16 protein-coding genes and 1 pseudogene are annotated in these 17,243 nt (G+C 62.7%); 10 read left to right on the plus strand and 7 right to left on the minus strand.

Annotated features, from left to right (window positions below):
• Positions 1–35: 35 nt before the first annotated feature.
• From VGP39_RS22220 to VGP39_RS22235, 4 genes are all read right to left on the minus strand, one after another.
• Complete coding sequence (locus tag VGP39_RS22220; RefSeq protein ID WP_414644769.1) at positions 36–242, minus strand: hypothetical protein; 207 nt, start codon at positions 240–242, stop codon at positions 36–38.
• Between the two features lie 388 nt (positions 243–630).
• Complete coding sequence (locus tag VGP39_RS22225) at positions 631–1,605, minus strand: tripartite tricarboxylate transporter substrate binding protein (RefSeq protein WP_327570245.1); 975 nt, start codon at positions 1,603–1,605, stop codon at positions 631–633.
• Positions 1,606–2,002: 397 nt separating this feature from the next.
• On the minus strand, positions 2,003–3,079 hold the full coding sequence (gene hisC, locus VGP39_RS22230) for a histidinol-phosphate transaminase (protein WP_327570285.1): 1,077 nt from the start codon (positions 3,077–3,079) through the stop codon (positions 2,003–2,005).
• Positions 3,080–3,286: 207 nt separating this feature from the next.
• Positions 3,287–3,712, minus strand: coding sequence for a DUF1801 domain-containing protein (locus VGP39_RS22235; RefSeq protein ID WP_327570246.1), 426 nt, complete (start codon positions 3,710–3,712; stop codon positions 3,287–3,289).
• 298 nt (positions 3,713–4,010) lie between these two features.
• Between VGP39_RS22235 and VGP39_RS22240 the strand changes: the two genes are divergently transcribed.
• On the plus strand, positions 4,011–4,853 hold the full coding sequence (locus tag VGP39_RS22240) for a dienelactone hydrolase family protein (RefSeq protein WP_327570247.1): 843 nt from the start codon (positions 4,011–4,013) through the stop codon (positions 4,851–4,853).
• Positions 4,854–4,856: 3 nt separating this feature from the next.
• On the opposite strand, the gene VGP39_RS22245 is transcribed toward VGP39_RS22240, so the two are convergent.
• Positions 4,857–8,231 (minus strand): adenylate/guanylate cyclase domain-containing protein, encoded by a 3,375-nt coding sequence (locus VGP39_RS22245; protein ID WP_327570248.1) that lies wholly within the window; start codon positions 8,229–8,231, stop codon positions 4,857–4,859.
• A gap of 142 nt (positions 8,232–8,373) precedes the next feature.
• On the opposite strand from VGP39_RS22245, the gene VGP39_RS22250 reads away from it, so the two are divergent.
• The 5 genes and pseudogenes from VGP39_RS22250 (at position 8,374) to VGP39_RS22270 (ending at position 10,863) form a co-directional block, all read left to right on the plus strand.
• Positions 8,374–9,111 (plus strand): haloacid dehalogenase type II, encoded by a 738-nt coding sequence (locus tag VGP39_RS22250; RefSeq protein ID WP_327570249.1) that lies wholly within the window; start codon positions 8,374–8,376, stop codon positions 9,109–9,111.
• Between the two features lie 88 nt (positions 9,112–9,199).
• The gene (locus VGP39_RS22255) at positions 9,200–9,412 is read left to right on the plus strand and encodes a hypothetical protein (protein WP_327570250.1); all 213 of its coding nucleotides are present in this window, start codon (positions 9,200–9,202) and stop codon (positions 9,410–9,412) included.
• A gap of 31 nt (positions 9,413–9,443) precedes the next feature.
• A pseudogene (locus VGP39_RS22260) lies at positions 9,444–9,958 on the plus strand (YbaK/EbsC family protein).
• Positions 9,959–10,157: 199 nt separating this feature from the next.
• A complete protein-coding gene (locus tag VGP39_RS22265) occupies positions 10,158–10,427 on the plus strand; it encodes a PilZ domain-containing protein (RefSeq protein WP_327570251.1) in 270 nt (89 codons plus the stop codon).
• A 67-nt stretch (positions 10,428–10,494) separates the two neighbouring features.
• A complete protein-coding gene (locus VGP39_RS22270) occupies positions 10,495–10,863 on the plus strand; it encodes a hypothetical protein (RefSeq protein WP_327570252.1) in 369 nt (122 codons plus the stop codon).
• A 141-nt stretch (positions 10,864–11,004) separates the two neighbouring features.
• Here VGP39_RS22270 and VGP39_RS22275 read toward each other — a convergent pair whose 3' ends face one another.
• Both VGP39_RS22275 and VGP39_RS22280 read right to left on the minus strand, forming a co-directional pair.
• Positions 11,005–11,700: a glutathione S-transferase family protein gene (locus VGP39_RS22275; protein ID WP_327570253.1), complete on the minus strand. Its 696-nt coding sequence runs from the start codon at positions 11,698–11,700 to the stop codon at positions 11,005–11,007.
• Positions 11,701–11,845: 145 nt separating this feature from the next.
• Positions 11,846–12,553 (minus strand): glutathione binding-like protein, encoded by a 708-nt coding sequence (locus VGP39_RS22280; protein ID WP_327570254.1) that lies wholly within the window; start codon positions 12,551–12,553, stop codon positions 11,846–11,848.
• 206 nt (positions 12,554–12,759) lie between these two features.
• On the opposite strand from VGP39_RS22280, the gene VGP39_RS22285 reads away from it, so the two are divergent.
• From VGP39_RS22285 to VGP39_RS22300, 4 genes are all read left to right on the plus strand, one after another.
• Positions 12,760–13,878 (plus strand): MBL fold metallo-hydrolase, encoded by a 1,119-nt coding sequence (locus VGP39_RS22285; protein ID WP_327570255.1) that lies wholly within the window; start codon positions 12,760–12,762, stop codon positions 13,876–13,878.
• A 229-nt stretch (positions 13,879–14,107) separates the two neighbouring features.
• Positions 14,108–14,743 carry an SCO family protein gene (locus VGP39_RS22290; protein WP_327570256.1) on the plus strand — a complete coding sequence of 212 codons (636 nt, stop codon included), beginning with the start codon at positions 14,108–14,110 and terminating at the stop codon, positions 14,741–14,743.
• Positions 14,744–14,882: 139 nt separating this feature from the next.
• Positions 14,883–16,007 (plus strand): hypothetical protein, encoded by a 1,125-nt coding sequence (locus VGP39_RS22295; RefSeq protein WP_327570257.1) that lies wholly within the window; start codon positions 14,883–14,885, stop codon positions 16,005–16,007.
• 54 nt (positions 16,008–16,061) lie between these two features.
• Complete coding sequence (locus VGP39_RS22300; RefSeq protein WP_327570258.1) at positions 16,062–17,237, plus strand: N-acetylmuramoyl-L-alanine amidase; 1,176 nt, start codon at positions 16,062–16,064, stop codon at positions 17,235–17,237.
• Positions 17,238–17,243 lie beyond the last annotated feature (6 nt).

Raw genomic sequence — 17,243 nt, forward strand, 5'->3', positions numbered from 1 at the left:
CGCGTTGCGCCTAACCCACCCTACGGGCTACGTGCTTACGCGACCAAACGGAGATCCTCTGCAACAGCCGGTTTTTGAGCGCCGTTGCATTCCTCGAAGTGGGAGGCGATATGGTCGAGCGCCCGGTGGCGCCATTTCTCGGCTTCGGCGAGCAGCTTCCAGCTGTCCTCGGGATGAAGCGCGGCGCCTTGACGGCAGAAGGATTCCATCGCGCGGCAGTGAACGAGCTCTTTCATCGCCACCTCCCAGATTCGGTTGGCGGCATTGTAGGCCCGGTTTTGAGTCGCTGTCACACCAATTGTGCGACAGGACGATTGCCGTATCGGGCCCGGCCTCCACAACCTTAAGTAGATCGCCCCGAATATTGCGTCAGGGATTACTTTCCGCTCATTCCCGAACGCCGCGCTAGAACATGATGGTTTTAAGTCGAATCGCCGCGACGCTCGGTTCACCTCTCCCCGCAGGGGGGAGGTCGACGCGCATCGTCAGATGCGCGGCGGGTGAGGGGCTTTCTGCCAGTCCCAGTTGCTGGAGAGACCCCTCACCCGAAGCCTGCGCTTCGCTCCGGCTTCGACCTCTCCCCTCCGGGGAGAGGTGAGAAGAGCCGCTTCAACTTAAATTCATCAGGCTCTAATTGATGGTCGCCCCCGAAGCCTTCACCACCTTTTTCCACTTCTCGATGTCCTGCGCGAGAAGGTTTTGGAATGCCTCGGGAGAGCTGACCAGGGGCGTAGCGCCCTGCTTTGCCAGCAGCTGTTCCATCTCCGGCGTCTTCAATAGTTCGCCAATGTCCGCGGCTATCTTCTGCGCAATGGCAGGGCTCAAGCCCGCGGGCGCCAAAATTCCCCACCAGGGATTGACGTCGAATTTCTCAAAGCCCGCCTCCGCGATGGTCGGGATGTCCGGCGCCACGGCAAGACGCTTGCCGCTGCTCACGGCCAATGCGCGGACGACGTTGCTTTGAACGCTGGAAATCACCGATGGCACGCTGGCGAACGCCGCGTCGATATGCCCGCCTATCACGTCGCCGATCGCCGCCGAGGCTCCCTTGTAAGGAACGTGCGTCAGTTTGATGTCGGCCTCGGTCTTGAGCATTTCTCCGAGCAGATGATTGACGGAGCCGTTTCCGGCGGAGCCGTAAGTCAGCCTGTCGGGGTTGGCGCGGGCGAATGAAATGAACTCCTTGAGGTTTTTTGCCTCCGCGCGCGGACCGACGATCAAAATGAACGGTGTCACCGCGATGGTCGCGATGGGGTAGAAATCCCGCAGCGAATCGAACGGCAGTTTTTCGTAAAGGCTCTGGTTGATCGCCTGCGAGCCTTCATAGGTGACGAGCAGCGTGTATCCGTCGGGCGCGGATTTTGCGACGAAATCGGTTCCAACGACCCCTCCCGCTCCGGGCTTGTTTTCAATCACGACGGATTGCCCCCAACGCTCGCCAAGTTTCTGCCCGATGGCGCGCGCAAACGTGTCGGTCCCGCCCCCTGCGGCTTGCGGCACGACCAGACGCACCAATCGCGACGGGTAGTCCTGGGCCTGGACGGGCGAAACCGCCGCAAGCGCGGCGGCCACTGCAGCTACCACAGAACAACAAACATTCTTCATGGTCTCCTCCCGTCCGACTCTCAGCCCGGATCGACCCGCAACCTGCAGCTTGCCGGAGCGGGCCGTCGTGTACCAGCCGACAACGGCGCGCGGAAGGTTGTCAAAACCCTGGACGAGATTGTTGATCGGCCTCAGCGCGCCTTGCGAAAATCCACTTTCGGAGTTTTGTCGGCAATCTGGGACTCCAGTTCAGGGGACGAAGTCCCCCTCCTGTCCCGGACGCGGTGCGGCATTCTTCATGCCGCTCCGCAGAGTCGGGACCGTTGCGAATGCCGCGTTTCGTTACGGCCCCGGCTCAGCAGCGCACCACGCCGCGAAGTGTGATAGCGCGTCGAAGACGCGCGTAAACGCGCTTATGGCGCTGCGCTGCGTCCGGGGCACGATGCGGCATTCGTCGTCAGTTGGCATCAGTGTCCTGCCCGAGGCATCGCGCCAGGGCTGCGAGCAGGGCGTCGGTTTGGCTGTTCGTTCCCACGGTGATCCTAAGATAGTCGGAAATCCGCGGATTTGCGAAGTGCCGCACCAATACCGCGCGGGCGCGGAGGTCCGCGGCGAGGCCAGCGCCGTCGCGGGCCGGGTGGCGCGCGAAAACGAAGTTCGCCGCCGATGGCAGCACCTCGAAGCCGAGCCGGGTCAGCGCTTGCGTCAGCCGGTCCCGTTGTTCGATCACACTTCCGAGGCTTCGCTGGAAGTGCGTTTCATCTTCCAGCGCCGCAATCGCTCCGGCCTGGGCAGGCCGGCCAAGCGGGTAGGAGTTGAAGCTGTTCTTGACCCGCGTCAGCGCCTCGATCAGGCCGGGCTCGCCGATGGCGTAGCCGACGCGCAGGCCTGCCAGGGCGCGAGACTTCGACATCGTGCGCACAACCAGAAGATTCGGATACGAAGCGACCAGCGGAATGACGGTTTCCGCGCCGAAATCGACATAGGCTTCATCCACCACCACCGGCTGCCCGGGGTGCATCTCCAGCAGCGCCGCGATCTCCGCACGGCCGAGCGCGATGCCGGTGGGAGCGTTCGGGTTCGGGAAGATGATGGCGCCGGCGGGGCGCGCATAATCCGCAATGCGGACGCGCAGCGCGGAATCCAACGGCACCGTTTCCGCGCGGATGTCGAACAGCCGGCACCAGGCCTGGAAGAAGCCGTAGCTGATGTCGGGAAGCAGCAGCGGCGCGTCTTGCTTGAGCAGCGCGACGAAGGCGTGCGCGAGTACCTCGTCCGAGCCGTTGCCGACAAAGACCTGCTCAGGCCGAACCTCGTGATAGGCGGCAAGCGCCCGCCGCAAGGCGGTCGCCTCGGGATCCGGATAGAGGCGCAACGTCTCGGCAGCCTCGGCGCGGATCGCGGACCATACGCGCGGGGATGGGCCGAAAGGGTTTTCGTTGGTGTTCAGCTTGACCAGGTTCGACATGCGGGGCTGCTCGCCCGGCACATAGGGATGCAACTCGTGCACAAGGCGGCTCCAGAACCGGTTCAGCGGGTTTTGTCCTATGCTCATGAAGTGCCCTCCACATCCCGTCATCAAAAGTTCGGGCGTTTCCGCGTGCCCCGGACACAGCGCAGCGCGTAGCCTTGCGAAGCGGTGCGCTGCTGAGCCGGGTCCCGGTACGATGACTTAGAACCGGGTCCCGGCTCTGCGGAGCGGCATGAAGAATGCCGCACCGCGTCCGGGACACGAGGATTGCTATCGCGCCTTCGACCTGTTCAGCGCGGCGGCGGCGCGGATCAGCGCCTTGAAGGCGGCCTTATCGATTTCATCATCCTCATGGATATCGATAGCGCGCCTGACGTTGCCCTCAAGGCTGGAGTTGAACAGTCCTGAAGGGTCCTGGAGCGAAGCGCCCTTGGCGAAAGTCAGCTTCACCACGCTCTTGTAGGTCTCGCCGGTGCAGATGATGCCGGCGTCTTCCCATACCGGAACGCCTCTCCACTTCCACTCCTCGACAACCTCGGGGACAGCCTGTTTGATGAACGCGCGGACATGAGCGAGCGTCTTGCCCCTCCAGTCGCCCAGCTCCTTGATCCGCGCGTCGATCAGCTGGGAGGGAGATTCGCTTTTGCTCGTTGCGCTCTTGGTCGCTGTGCTCTTGGTCGTTGTGCTCTTTTTCATGTTGTCTGCACCTCATTCGGCTGCTTTTCTGCGAAGGTACCCGTCACCTACGCTATGCAATTTTTTAAATAGGGCCTAGTCCATGATGCCCGCAAAGGCCGGCAAGATCGCGCCGCGGGATCCAGCGGCGACCAGGCCTTTTTATCGCCGGCGCGTAGGATGGGTTGAGCAAAGCGAACTTATCTCCACGCGGAACGGCCGTAATGGGTTTCGCTGCGCTCAACCCATCATACGAACTGTCTCGAGAAACTGAGGACTGGAGCTTGCGCCATGGGCGGGACGTCTTCATAAATCCATCATGTGTAGGTCCGCCAAAGCTGCTGCGTTTGGGGCTGCGCTTCTTGTCGGCACTGCGGCCGCATGCTCGCCGGCGCAGTCTCAATCGTCTGCGAGCGTCGTTGAATTCGAGAGCCCCCTTGCCAGCCCGCAGCCGCTGCAGGGCTATCTGAGGCAACCGGCTGGCGCAGGACCCTCGCCCGCCGTGGTGCTGTTGCATGGATGCAATGGAAACTGGGGGCGGCTCGACGAACGCTGGGGCAAGCCGATTGCGTCCTGGGGCTATGTGACGCTGACCGTCGACAGTTTTGGTCCGCGCGGCATCAAGAACACCTGCAGCAGCGGCGCGCCGATCGATCTGGCGCTTGACGCTTACCGGGCGTTGAACTTCCTGGTGCGGCAGCCGTTCGTCGATGCCGCCCGCGTCGCGGCGCTGGGTTTTTCGCAAGGCGGCTGGCTGGCGCTCACATCGATCGAACGCGGCGCCATCGAGCAAAACTCGCAGAACAAGTTCCGCGCCGCCGCCGCGTTCTATCCGAATTGCACTGGATTCAAAGGCAACATGACCGTTCCCACCCTGATCCTGATCGGCGAACTCGACGACTGGACCTTGGCGCAATCGTGCCGCAAAATGGTGGACGGCCGCGACGACTGGGGAATATCCCGCAACCGCGGCCAGGGCGTTCCGGTCCGGCTGATCGTCTATCCCGAGGCCCGTCATGGCTTCGACGTCCCCGGCCTGCAGACGCCGGTCGAATTCCTCGGGCACCGCCTCGAATACAACAAATCGGCCGCGGATCAGGCGACCGCCGCGTTGCGCGAATTTCTTGGCGAGCATATCGGCGGGAAAGCCGGGGCGCTCTGACCATCACGCCGCCAGCGTGTCCAACAAGGCCCGCGCCGCGATCAGATCGCGGGTATCAAACCCTTCGGTGAACCAGCCATAGACCGGAGCGAGCAGATCGCGGGCCGCATCGCGCTTGCCCTGGTCGCGCCACAGCCGCGCCATGCTCATCGCCGCGCGCAGTTCGACGGACCTGGCGCGCCGCTCGCGCGCAAGTGCGAGGGCGCGGACGAAATACGCTTCGGCTTTCGCGGCATCCGGCTGCGGCGACTTCAGCGTGATTTCGCCGGAGATGCGATGAAGCTCGGCCTCGTCCCACTTTTCGTTGGTGGCTTCCATCTCGGTCATCGCTTCGCCGATGCTTCGCCAGGCGTCGTCGAAACGGCCGAGATCCGAATGGGCGAGGGCCAAATGCGACAGCTGATACGGCACGCTTAATCTTGCTCCGGTGGAGCGAAACGCGGCGATCGCGGGGGTGAGGATCGGGACTGCGTCCGCCGCCTTCCCCGATGCCACCAGCGCGCAACCCAGCGCCATCATTCCGAATGCCTTCCAGAACAGCGCGCCTTTCTCGTCCGCCAAAGCGATAAGCTCCTTGGCCTCCGCAAAGGCGATGGCGGGATCCAGGCATCCGAGATGGTTGATCGAGGCGAAATTCAGCGCGTACATCAGCGTGGCGGGGTGGCCGATCTCGCGTGCATCATCGAGCGCATGCTGGGTATCGGCAAGCATCTGGTCGGGATAGCCGAGATCCCACAGCACCCAGGACCGATAGGCCAGCGTAGCCACCCGGATGTCCTGGCCGAAATGCGTCATCAGCGGACGGTGCCGGGCCGGATCGTAGAGCGCGAGCGCGCGATCAAGATGCGGGCGAGCTTCGGCGGCGTTTCCCCTGCCCCACAAGGTGGTGCCGACGAGGCGGTGTCCCATCATGAGCGGGACGCTCGCCCCCTGCTTCCCGGCGAGTGCGAGGAACTGTGTCGCAAGCTCCCGCATCGCGTCGCCGTTGAACGCAACATAGTTCGCGACCCACGCGCCGTAGAGCATCGAGAACAACTGCAAGGGATCGTCGGGAGGTTCTCCCAGTTTTTCCGCTTGCTCGATGTAGAGGCGCGCCGCTTCGACCGCCGCCTTGGATTCAGGCGCCGCATAACCCTTGACGTGCATCAGGGCGTTGACCAGCGCGACCTGAAGCCCGATCTGTTCGCGGCGCAGCGCGGGCGTCGCGGGCAACGTCGCGATCTGCGCAAGCGAACGGGCGAGCTGTTCGGCCGCTTCCACCAGCGCCGATCGTTGCAGCGAGCGTTGTCCGGCCCGGCCCCAAAGGCTCGCGGCCTTCTCGATCAAGCCGGCTTCGGCGCAGTGACGCGCCAGCAGTTCGGGCTGGCGTTCGGCAATTTCCGCGAACTTGCTCTCCAGGGTCTGCGCGATGCGGGCGTGAAGCGCGCGCCGCGGCTCGCGCAGCAGCGTGCCGTAGGCCGCGTCCTGCACCAGCGCATGCTTGAACAGGTAGGTCGCATGCGGCGGCACGCCCTGCCGGAACAGCAGACCGGCGGCCATCAGACGCTCGAGCGCCGATCCGAGTTCCGCCTCCGGCCTGCCCACCACCGCAGCCAGCATGGCATGGGAGAACTCCCGTCCGATCGCCGCCCCGATCTGCGCCATCTCCTTGGCGGCGCCGAGCCGGTCGAGCCGCGCCATCAGCGACGCGTGCAGGCTGGCGGGCACGGTCAGCGCCGGCGAGGGAATCGCCGCGGCGGTGCGCCGCGCTTCGCCCTCGCTCTCGGCCTCCAGCATCGCCTTGGTCATCTCCTCCACGAACAGCGGAATGCCGTCGGTGCGCTCGATGATGTCGTGCCGGACGCCGGCCGGCAGCATCCTGTTGCCGGCCACCCGGTCGATCATGGCCTCGACGTCGCGCTGCGCCAGCCGGTTGATCGTCAGACTGGTCACATGTGGCCGCCCGATCCATGGCGGCTCGAATTCCGGCCGGAACGTCACGATCAGCAGCACGCCGAGCGAGCGAACCCGGTCCACCGCGCGATCGATCGCTTCCAGGCTGCTGGGATCGGCCCAATGCACGTCTTCGAAGATCATCAGCACAGGATTGGAGCGTGTCAGGGTTTCCACCTGGACCGACAGCGCCTGCAGCGTCCGTTGCCGGCGCTGCGGCGCCGTCAGCGCGAGTTCGGGGTAGCGGCCATCGTTCGGCAGCGACAGCATCTCGGCAAACAGCGCGGCGTCCTCGATCGAGGTGCTGGTCTGCGTCAGCATCGCATCGAGCTTGTCGAGTTTTGCCTTCGGCGTGTCGCTGTGGACAAGGCCGGCGGCGCGTTCCATCAGGCCGATGATCGAATAGAACGTGCTGTCGGTGTGCTGCGGCGAGCAGAAATAGCGCAGGCGCGTGTGCGGCTCGCCGGCGAGCCGCTCCAGCAGCGCGGCGGTGAGCCGCGACTTGCCGATGCCGGCCTCGCCGGAGAGCAGCACCACTTCGCCCTCGCCGCCCGTTGCCTTGGCCCAGCGCCGCAGCAGCAGGTCGGTTTCCTCTTCCCGTCCGACCAGGGCGGTCAGGCCGCTTGCGCGCAACGCCTCGAAGCGGCTCTGCACTGAACTTGCCCGCAGCGCCGCCCAGGCCCGCGTCGGCGTCGCCATGCCCTTGAGGTCCTGCGGTCCGAGGTCATCGAACTCGAACAGACTGCCCAGAAGCCTTCGCGTGCTCTCGGCGATGATCACCTTGTTCGGCTCGGCGATCCCCTGCAGCCGCGCCGCCAGATTGGGGGTCTCGCCGACGATGCCGCGCTCCTGCGCGGCGCCCGACCCGATGAGGTCGCCGACCACGACCAGCCCGGTTGCAATGCCAACTCGGGTCTGCAGCAAGACCGGGGATTTCAGTGCGGTCACCGCCGCGGTCAGCTCCAGCCCCGCCCGCACCGCGCGCTCGGCATCGTCCTCGTGGGCGTGCGGATAGCCGAAATACACCAGCACGCCGTCGCCCATATATTTGGCGATGAATCCGCCCGAGCAGCGCACGGTTTCCTCGACACATTTCTGATAGTCGGAAATGACCTTGTGCAGATCTTCCGGGTCCATGCGGGTGGAAAGCGCCGTCGAACCGACGAGGTCCGAGAACAGCACCGTGACGTGGCGGCGCTCGCCGGCGGCTTCGACAGGGGGCGGCGCGACGGGTGGCGTCGCAGCGGGCGCGGCCACGGCGGGGGCGCCGTCGAGTTCGGTAATCGCGCGCAGCAATTTCCGGCGATCGCCGAGGACAATGCCGAGATCCTTCAGGTCCTGGTCGGTGAGGTCGCGAAGGACGGAAAAATCAACGCGGTTCTCGGCAAAACACCCGGCATATTCGGACAGGCCAAGCTTTTCCAGCCAACGCGCAACCTCCAGCATCCCAGTCCTCCCCACGGGAATCAGCGTGGCTTGCCCGGGTCTCGGGATCAAGCGGGCAAGACCGGTTCCATTCGAACTTTGGGAGGAGAAAGCCGCTATAACCTGTACAAGTTCGATCCGGCCCGAGACAAAGAGTTCCCCCTTGATCAAAGCGGTTGTATTCGATGCCTATGGCACGCTGTTCGACATACAGTCGGTAGCCGCGATCACCGATGAGGCCTATCCCGGCTATGGCGAGATCATCACCCAGATCTGGCGCATCAAGCAGCTCGAATATACCTGGCTGCGCTCGCTGATGCGGCGCTATGAGGATTTTTCCGTGGTGACGCGGGAATCGCTGGCCTACACGCTCAAGGGGCTCGGGCTGAAGCACAACGCCGACGTCTTCGAGTGCATCATGGAAAAATATCTGCACCTCGATCTTTATCCGGATGCGGCGGCCACGCTCGCGGCGTTACGAGGCCGCAAGCTCGCGATTCTGTCGAACGGCTCACCTCGCATGCTCGACGCGCTGGTGCAGAACAGGGGATTGGACCGCGTGCTCGACGCCACCATCAGCGTCGACGCGCAGAAAATCTTCAAGCCGAGCCCCGACGCCTACAGCCTGATCGAGTCGACGCTTCGGGTGGGACCCGCCGACGTGCTGTTCGTATCGTCGAACCCGTGGGACGCCTGCGGCGCCAAGGCGTTCGGACTGAAGGTGGCGTGGATCGAGCGGCTCACGCCGGAAGCGATGGCGCTCGCCTGTGTCAACAACGACGCGGTGCCGCCGCTCACCATGTTCAAGGCGATCCGGATGCAGATGGATGAACTGGGACTGGAGCCGGACCATCGGATCCGCGCGCTGGCGGAGTTGCCGGAGCTGGTTGGGTCGGCTTAGCAACCGTCATCGCCGGGGTTTATCCCGGCCATCCACGTCTTTGGCTAGGACAAGCAAGAAAGAGGTGGATGTCCGGCACAAGGTGGGCATGACGATCTCAGAGGCAAAACAAAACGAGCAGGCCATTGGGGTTTCCCCGAATCGCCTGCTCGTTGAAGACTTGACCGCTATTGGCTATCCGCGTCCGGCGCCGTCTTTAACGGCGAGCGATCCTGTTTTCTTCGAGGGTAGAACCGCCGGGCCGGCAAACCGTTCCGTCGCAAATCAGGTCTCTTCACTTTTCTGCCGGTTTGCGCGATGAAGCATTCCGGAACACTGCCAGAAACCGACCGATGAGCCTTGCGTCCGTCCGCGCCTTCTTTGCCGAGAAAGCCCCCGACATCGCCGTGATCGAATCCGACTTGAGTTCCGCGACCGTCGCGCTGGCGGCGCAGGCCTATGGCGTGGAACCGGCGCGGATCGCCAAGACGCTGTCGCTGCGGGTCGGCGACCGCGTGGTGCTGATCGTCGCCGCCGGCACGGCGCGGATCGACAACAGGAAGGTCAAGGCGCGCTTCGGCGGCAAGCCGAAGATGCTCAACGCCGAAGAGGTGGCCGAGATCACCGGCCATGAGGTCGGCGGCGTCTGCCCGTTCGGATTGAAGACGCCGCTGCCGGTGTATTGCGACGTATCGCTGCAAGCCTTCGACGAGGTGGTGCCGGCGGCCGGCTCAACCCACAGTGCGGTGCGGTCGCGCCAATGCGGATGGCCGAACTGACGGCGGCGGAATGGGTCGATGTGTGCGGGGATGTTGTGCGGGACACAGCGCCGTCCCCTCTCCCCGAAGGGGAGAGGTCGAAGCCGTAGCGCCAGCGAAGGCTTCGGGTGAGGGGTCTCTCCACGCACGCGGACTCGCGGAGAGTCCCCTCACCCGACGCGCATCTGACGATGCGCGTCGACCTCTCCCCTGCGGGGCCCCTGCGGGGAGAGGTGTGCTAACCCATCGTTAACCTTCTTCTCCCGCGCAGTGATAAATCGTTAGTGCTGTGCCGCTAAGCTTCCGGCCATGCCCAGCCAGCCCACTCTTGCGACCGCGATGGAAGAACGCCGGCGAGGTCCGCGCGCAGACGTCGACGAGCCGGCCTATATTTCGAGCCATGGCTCGAGCACGCGCTGCCGGGTGGTGAATATCTCGGCCGAGGGTGCCGCCATCGAGGTTCCGGATGCGGTCTTTGTCCCTGCCCGCTTTCAGCTGATGACCGAAAAAGACCGCGTGGTCCACGACTGCCGGATCGTCTGGACCAAGCAGAACCGGATCGGCGTGATTTTCGAGTAGGCGTATTTTTGGGTAGACTCGCCGGCGCTGCCGGGGTTTGATCGCACGATCAATGAGGATGCGCGCGATGTTCCGCAAGACGCTACTGGTCCTTTTCGCGATGACGATGGTTGGATCGACGGGCAATACGGACGAAGCGTTCGCCGCGGACCGCAACGTGCCGCGCTATACCGCCCGGCATGGACTGCCCGCCGGCCTGCCGCGCGCGCATTATAGCTACCGGACCACGATCATCGCCGGCCCGCCGGTGCCCTATGACGCCCGGCCCTACGCCTACGGCCGCTATGGCTATGCGCCTTACATCAACAGCTACGGCATTCCGGCCGCGGTGGTGGTCGATCCGGTCGATCCCGCCTATCTCTGGCGTCAGCCGTATCCTTACGGTACGCCGTATTATGCCACGCCGTATTCGTGCTTCTACTACGGCGATTGCTGATCATCGCCCCGCGGTTCGAGACAGGCGGCCGTAGGGTGGGCAAAGGCGCCCTCGGGCGTGCTCACCATCTCGCCGCGCCAACGATCGTTTGGTGGGCACGGCGCTTTGCGCCTTTGCCAACCCTACGGAGGACCCACCTCTTTACACCGCATAGCCCGGCGATTTCCGCGCCATGCCGTCGAAGGCGTCGAGCAATTTTTCACGCCAGGCATGGACCGGATCGTCTTGGCTGAGCAGCTTGAACGGACTGACGACGCGGGCCCATTGGAACGCGCCGAATACGATATAGTCGGCATAGTTCGGCGCATCGCCGCCGAGGAAGTTTTGGGTCTTCAGCGTCAGCCGCATCGGATCGAGGCTTTTACGAAAACCTTCGACCGCCTTGTCGCGGTTGGCTGTGACCTCTTCCAGAGGCTTGCCGAAGCGCGCCTCGCGGGATTGGCGGAAATACGCCGCGTCGACGGGCTTCAGGTGGCCGGGAATGTCGGCGACGATCAAGGGAAACATCCCGCCGACCACGGTCACGTCGCCCCACCAGTTCAGCATCCGCGCCATGGCGCGGCCGCCGGCGCCGCCGAACAGCGACGGGCGGTCCGGATAGCTGTCTTCGAGATAGGCGGCGATGGCCCAGGAATCGGCGACGGCGGTTTCGCCGTCGAGCAGCACAGGCACCTTTTCGGATTTATGCGGCGCGATCGCGGCCTTCTCGGTAAAACACCATGGGATCGATTCCGCACCTAACCCCTTGTGGGCCAGCGCCATCCGCGTGCGCCAGCAGAACGGACTGAACGGACGCTCCGCATCGGTGCCGACAAGTTCGAACAGTTTTAATGTCATGACGCGATGCCTCCACAGATACCGTCATTGCCGGGCTTGATCCGGCAATCCATCCTCTTCGAAAGACTCTTGTGAAGAAAGATGGATACGCGGGTCAAGCCCGCGTATGACGCATCACGCGCGGGTCAAGCCCGCGCGCGTTGCGTCACTTCACCACGGCCGCGGTCTGTCCGAACAGCAGCTTGCGCTCTTCCTCGGTGCGGATCGCGGGCTGGCCGAAATTCGGGTTGACCTCTTTCGCTTTCGCATAGGCGCGTACCGTAGCGGGGCGCGCCGCGATGGTTTCCAGCCAGCGTTTCAGGTTTGGAAAATCGTTGATGTCCTGCTCCTGGTTCTTGTACGGCACGATCCAGGGATAGCACGCCATGTCGGCGATCGAATAATCGCCGGCGATGAATTCGCGATCCTTCAGGCGCTTGTTGAGCACGCCATAGAGCCGGTTGGTCTCGTTGACGTAGCGGTCGATGGCGTATTTGATTTTTTCCTGCGCGTAGTTGCGGAAGTGGTGGTTCTGCCCGGCCATCGGGCCGAGCCCGCCCATCTGCCAGAACACCCACTGGATCGCGTCGTAACGGCCATAGAGATCGGCGGGCAGGAATTTTCCGGTCTTTTCGGCGAGATACAGCAGCATCGCGCCGGATTCGAAAATCGAGATCGGCTTGTCGCCGCCCTTCGGCTCATGATCGACCATCGCCGGAATGCGGTTGTTGGGCGCGATCTTCAGGAAATCCGGATTGAACTGATCGCCCTTGCCGATATTGACCGGAAAAATCTTGTACGGAAGCCCGGCCTCCTCGAGAAACATCGTGATCTTGTGGCCGTTCGGCGTGGTCCAGTAATGAAGGTCGATCATCGTCGCGTTTCCTGACTGGGTAAATTGGGATGCATCGTCGAAGTGGATGCGATTGCATGAATGTTGCCCTAACCCCCGCTCAAGTCAATGGCAATTGGTCGCGCATGGGCCCAGATCATTCTATCTTTGCGGCTGCGTGATCTGCTATGGAGCCCGTATACGCAACGCCACCTGCGCGGCGAGAAATTCAAGGGAGAAGAAAAAGCATGACCACCGAACTTCGACGCCGCGATTTCCTGAAAACCTCGGCCGCGTTCGCAGGCATGGCGGCCGCCGGATTCTCCTGCGTCGAGGTCGCGAACGCCGCGCCGATCCAGGTGCCGACGGTCGACAAACTCTCGATCCGGGTGCTGGTCGACCAGCAGCACGACCAGTTTTTGCGCGGCAGCACCGTGAACGGCGTGGTCCATGAGGGCCCAGGCCCTGCCCGCAGCGCGGATGCGCGCAACGTGCTGCACAACGAATGGGGCCTGTCGCTGTTTCTCGAATCGCAGCGCGAGCAGGAGGTCCGCAACATCCTGCTCGATTTCGGCTATACCTCGCCGGCCATCATCAACAATATCGGCCTGCTCAAGGTCGATCCGGCGAAGCTGAACGCGCTGATCGTCAGCCATGGCCACATCGATCACTATGGCGGCCTGATCGGCTTCCTCGACAAATACCGCAACGTGCTTCCCGTTGACCTGAAACTCTACGCCGGCGGCGAGGACAATTTCTGTCACCGCGTCAGCCGCGCCGCCACCGGCCAGTTCGGCGAAGGCGGCACCCTGGACCGGCGCGAGATCGCCGCGCAGAAAGTGCAGACGGTGCTGTGCGAAACGCCGACTGTGATCGAGGGCCACGCCTTCACCACCGGCAAGATCAAGCGCAGCAGCGTCGAGAAGGTGCTGCCCAATACCTTCGTCGATTACACGCCCGGCAAGGACGGCCCGAGCTGCGACTACGGCCACTACACCGCCGCGGAACTGCAGGGCAAGATGGTGCCGGACGAACACGTCCACGAACACGCGACCTGCTTCAACATCCGTGGCAAGGGCCTTGTGGTGATCAGTTCCTGCGGCCATGTCGGCATCGTCAATTCGGTGCGACAGGCGCAGGAGGTCTCCGGCATCCAGAAGGTTCACGCCGTCGTCGGCGGCTTCCATCTGGGACCCGCGCCTGCCGATTACCTCAAGCAGATCGTCGGCGAGATCAAGAAGCTCGAACCCGATGTGGTGATCCCGATGCATTGCAGCGGGCTGAACTTCCTGCTCGAGGCGCGCGCGCAGATGCCGGACAATGTGATCAACGTCTCGACCGGCAGCCGCCTGATCTTCAGCGCGTGAGGATGATGGCTTTGACTCGAATCGCCACGACGCTCTGCTCACCTCTCCCTGGAGGGGAGAGGTCGAAGCCGGAGCGCCGGCGCAGGCTTCGGGTGAGGGGTCTCTCCACGCACTCGGACCCGCGGAGAGGCCCCTCGCCCGCCGCACATCTGACGATGCGCGTCGACCTCTCCCCTCCGGGGAGAGGTGAGAAGGAGCCGCTTCAACCTAAACTCATCAAGCTTCGGACATGAGTGCCGGCCGCTGCATCTGCATGCCGTCGCTTGTCGCGGCGGCGGCATGCGCGTTGCTGGCGCTCGGCGGCGCCGCGCCGGCGCAAACGTCAAAACGGTCCGCCACTGAGCTGATGGATGCAGTGATGTGGAATCGGGAGCCGATCGGCGGTCCGTTCCAGCTCACCGACCAGTCCGGGAACGTACGCAGCGAGCGCGACTTTCGCGGCCACCTGTTGCTGGTGTATTTCGGCTTCACCTATTGCCCCGACATTTGCCCGACCGATCTGCAGGCGATTGGTCTCGCCATGGACCGACTGGGCGCGGGCGCCGGCGACGTGCAGCCGCTGTTCATCACGCTCGATCCCGAACGCGACACGCGGGAGCATCTTGCGGATTACGTGGCGATGTTTCATCCGCGCCTGCTCGGGCTGACCGGCAGCGCCGAGGCGGTCCGGAACGCCGCGGACGCCTACCGGGTCTATTACAAGCGCGTCGATTTCGGCAAGGGCGACTACACGGTCGATCATTCGGCGTTCATCTACCTGATGGATCGCGACGGCAAGTATCTCGGCTTCTTTCCGCCCGGCACCCCGGCGGAGAAAATGGTGGAGATGATCAGGCCGCATCTGGCCGGCAGCCCGTCGCGATAAGCCACGCGCGAAGAGGCGGCGCGCTGCGCTGCGGCCGGGGCACCTCGCAGGAAGTGAGCGAAGTTGCCGCAACCGCCTGCACTTGACAGTTGTGCTCCCTGACATTCGAATGTCCGGCATTGCCGTTATTTGAATATTATTGAAGGTGCTTTCAGCCATGAATCAATGCGCCCGGAATTTCATCGGCGCGGTCGCGCTGGCTTTTTTGCTCATTCCCTTCAATGCCCGGGCGAACGAAAAGCCGATCGGCATTTTGCTGGCGGCGGGCGATATCGCGGTCTGCCCGAAAGATGACGATAAGGATAAAGACACCAGAAACGGCAAGGCTACGGCTGGCCTGATCAAACAGGAAATCGACGACGCGACGGTGAAATATCCCGGCGTAGAGGTCCGCATCCTTGCGCTCGGCGACCTCGCCTACAACTGCGGCGCAACGGGCGGCTTCAAATGCTTTGACGAGAGCTGGGGGCAATTCAAGAACTTGTTGCTGCCTGTTCCCGGGAATCATGAATACGATCCCAAGAGAGGTGAACCACCGAACGAAAAGTGTGTGAAAGATTCAGAGAAAAAACCGGGTGAAGACCACGCCAAACCGTATTTCAAGTATTTCGAAGACAACGAATTTGCCAAGCAAACGGAGCCATTATACTCCTTGCGCTTTCCCGACAGGGAGAAAGGACCGTGGCTGCTGATCGGGCTCAATCCGTACGCGGGACTCTCCGCCGCTACGCTCAAGACACTGCTCGATAAAGAAACGAGCATGCACTGCGTGCTCGCATTTTCGCATGCGGCACTTTACAGTTCCGGCCGCCACGGCCACGGTCAGAACTCGAATATCAATCTGTCGTCGCCGCTTGTCCCTCTCAGCGGCTATAAGGCAATTTATGAGACGCTCCATAACGCGCGCGCTTCCGTTATCGTAGCGGGTCACGATCACCACTATGAACAACTTGGCCGCGCCAACGCCAAGGGCACTGCCGCCAAAAACGGCAAGGCCGCAATGGTGAAAGACGGCGTGCGGTCGTTCATCGTCGGCACGGGCGGCACGCATCTTCATTCCGAAGGAAAAATCGGAAACAAACTCAAAAATGATTACGAGAATGCCTGGGCGTTTCGCGAAGCCTATGATCTGCAGAACTATGGCATCCTGAAGATCAAACTTTATCCGGATCACTATGAATGGGAGTTCATTCCAACCCAGCCAGCCGCTGCGTCGATGGTAGTCATCCGCGACGTCAAAAAAGATGATTGCAATCGGACTTGATGCTTCCGACCGGCAGTCGGGTTTTTTCATAAATGTTTAGTCAGGAGAACTGTCATGGCGGCCAATAATCTGTTGCAAAAGCTCGCGACCATTTACGCCGGTGACGACATTCGATATCCGCAATTGCGCCCCGTCACTCTGGCGCAGTGGATGCTCGAAAGCGGACGGGCGACGTCGAAACTTGCGAAGTTGCATTACAACTTCGGCGGCCTCAAATGGCGGAAGGAAATGGCTGCCTACGCCACCAAGGTGAAATACGAGGCGCATGACGGCGTCGAGTTCTACTGCAAATTCGCAACCCTCGAGAACTTCATCGCGGGATATTGGGCCTTTCTCAACCGCTCGCCTTATTCCGGATGGGAGGAGCATGTCGACACCGCGGAGGATTTCATCCGCTTCATCGGACCGATCTATACGCCGTCGAAAAAATACGCCGACAAGGTGCTGGCCCTAGTCCCGGAAGCGACGGAGTTGCTGGACCAAATGGAGGGACCAAATGCCCTCGTCGCAGCGAATGTCGCCGCGGGCGCGGAAGCCGACGCAGTAACCAACCTCGGAGCCATCGTGATCGATCCCGGTCATGGCGGCACCGTAAAGGTGGGCGGCAGTTCCCCCAACAACGCCATCAGCGTGAGCGGGGTCAAGGAAAAGAAACTGGCGCTGGATTTCTGTCTGATCCTTCGCGACGAGTTGCTCAAGCAGGCCGCGAATGCCAATGAGACGGTCAAGGTGGTGCTGACACGAACCACGGATGTCAATGTTGGCATCGAGGATCGCGCCGCGGTGGCCGCCGACAACCGCGCCAAGCTGTTTCTTTGCCTGCACTTCAACGGTCTGGACAATGCCTCGGTCAGAGGCACCGAAACGTTTTTCCGCGCGGCCGCAAACAATCTCAATTTTCAGCAAGACGTCGCCTTCGCCACCGATGTCCATAACGCCTTGTTCGGCGCACTCAAGGCGCTGGACCCCGGCGCAAAAAACCGGGGCCTGAAACCGGATACCGACTCCGGGCCTGGCGGACTCGGCGTTCTGAACGACAATTCGCTCGGTAACGGCCAGATCGGTTCGGCGGCCAAGATGTGCCGCAGCGCCTATTTCGAAGCCGAATTCATCAGCAATGTGGCTGCCGACAAGCTGCTGATTTCCGGCCCGAATGCGATCGCCAACCGGACCAAGGCAATGGCGGCCGTCGCCAAGGCCATGCTCAAGCACATCAGGACAATGCCGTAGCCGCGA

It is taken from the genome of Bradyrhizobium sp. (assembly GCF_036009065.1).
In the GTDB taxonomy this organism is placed as follows: domain Bacteria; phylum Pseudomonadota; class Alphaproteobacteria; order Rhizobiales; family Xanthobacteraceae; genus Bradyrhizobium.

Coding starts and splice junctions, on each gene's coding strand:
- VGP39_RS22225 (WP_327570245.1), bottom strand. CDS start 1,605: ATGAAGAATGTTTGTTGTTCTGTGGTAGCTGCAGTGGCCGCCGCGCTT.
- VGP39_RS22235 (WP_327570246.1), bottom strand. CDS start 3,712: ATGAAAAAGAGCACAACGACCAAGAGCACAGCGACCAAGAGCGCAACG.
- VGP39_RS22240 (WP_327570247.1), top strand. CDS start 4,011: ATGTGTAGGTCCGCCAAAGCTGCTGCGTTTGGGGCTGCGCTTCTTGTC.
- VGP39_RS22245 (WP_327570248.1), bottom strand. CDS start 8,231: ATGCTGGAGGTTGCGCGTTGGCTGGAAAAGCTTGGCCTGTCCGAATAT.
- VGP39_RS22255 (WP_327570250.1), top strand. CDS start 9,200: ATGACGATCTCAGAGGCAAAACAAAACGAGCAGGCCATTGGGGTTTCC.
- VGP39_RS22265 (WP_327570251.1), top strand. CDS start 10,158: ATGCCCAGCCAGCCCACTCTTGCGACCGCGATGGAAGAACGCCGGCGA.
- VGP39_RS22270 (WP_327570252.1), top strand. CDS start 10,495: ATGTTCCGCAAGACGCTACTGGTCCTTTTCGCGATGACGATGGTTGGA.
- VGP39_RS22275 (WP_327570253.1), bottom strand. CDS start 11,700: ATGACATTAAAACTGTTCGAACTTGTCGGCACCGATGCGGAGCGTCCG.
- VGP39_RS22280 (WP_327570254.1), bottom strand. CDS start 12,553: ATGATCGACCTTCATTACTGGACCACGCCGAACGGCCACAAGATCACG.
- VGP39_RS22285 (WP_327570255.1), top strand. CDS start 12,760: ATGACCACCGAACTTCGACGCCGCGATTTCCTGAAAACCTCGGCCGCG.
- VGP39_RS22290 (WP_327570256.1), top strand. CDS start 14,108: ATGAGTGCCGGCCGCTGCATCTGCATGCCGTCGCTTGTCGCGGCGGCG.
- VGP39_RS22300 (WP_327570258.1), top strand. CDS start 16,062: ATGGCGGCCAATAATCTGTTGCAAAAGCTCGCGACCATTTACGCCGGT.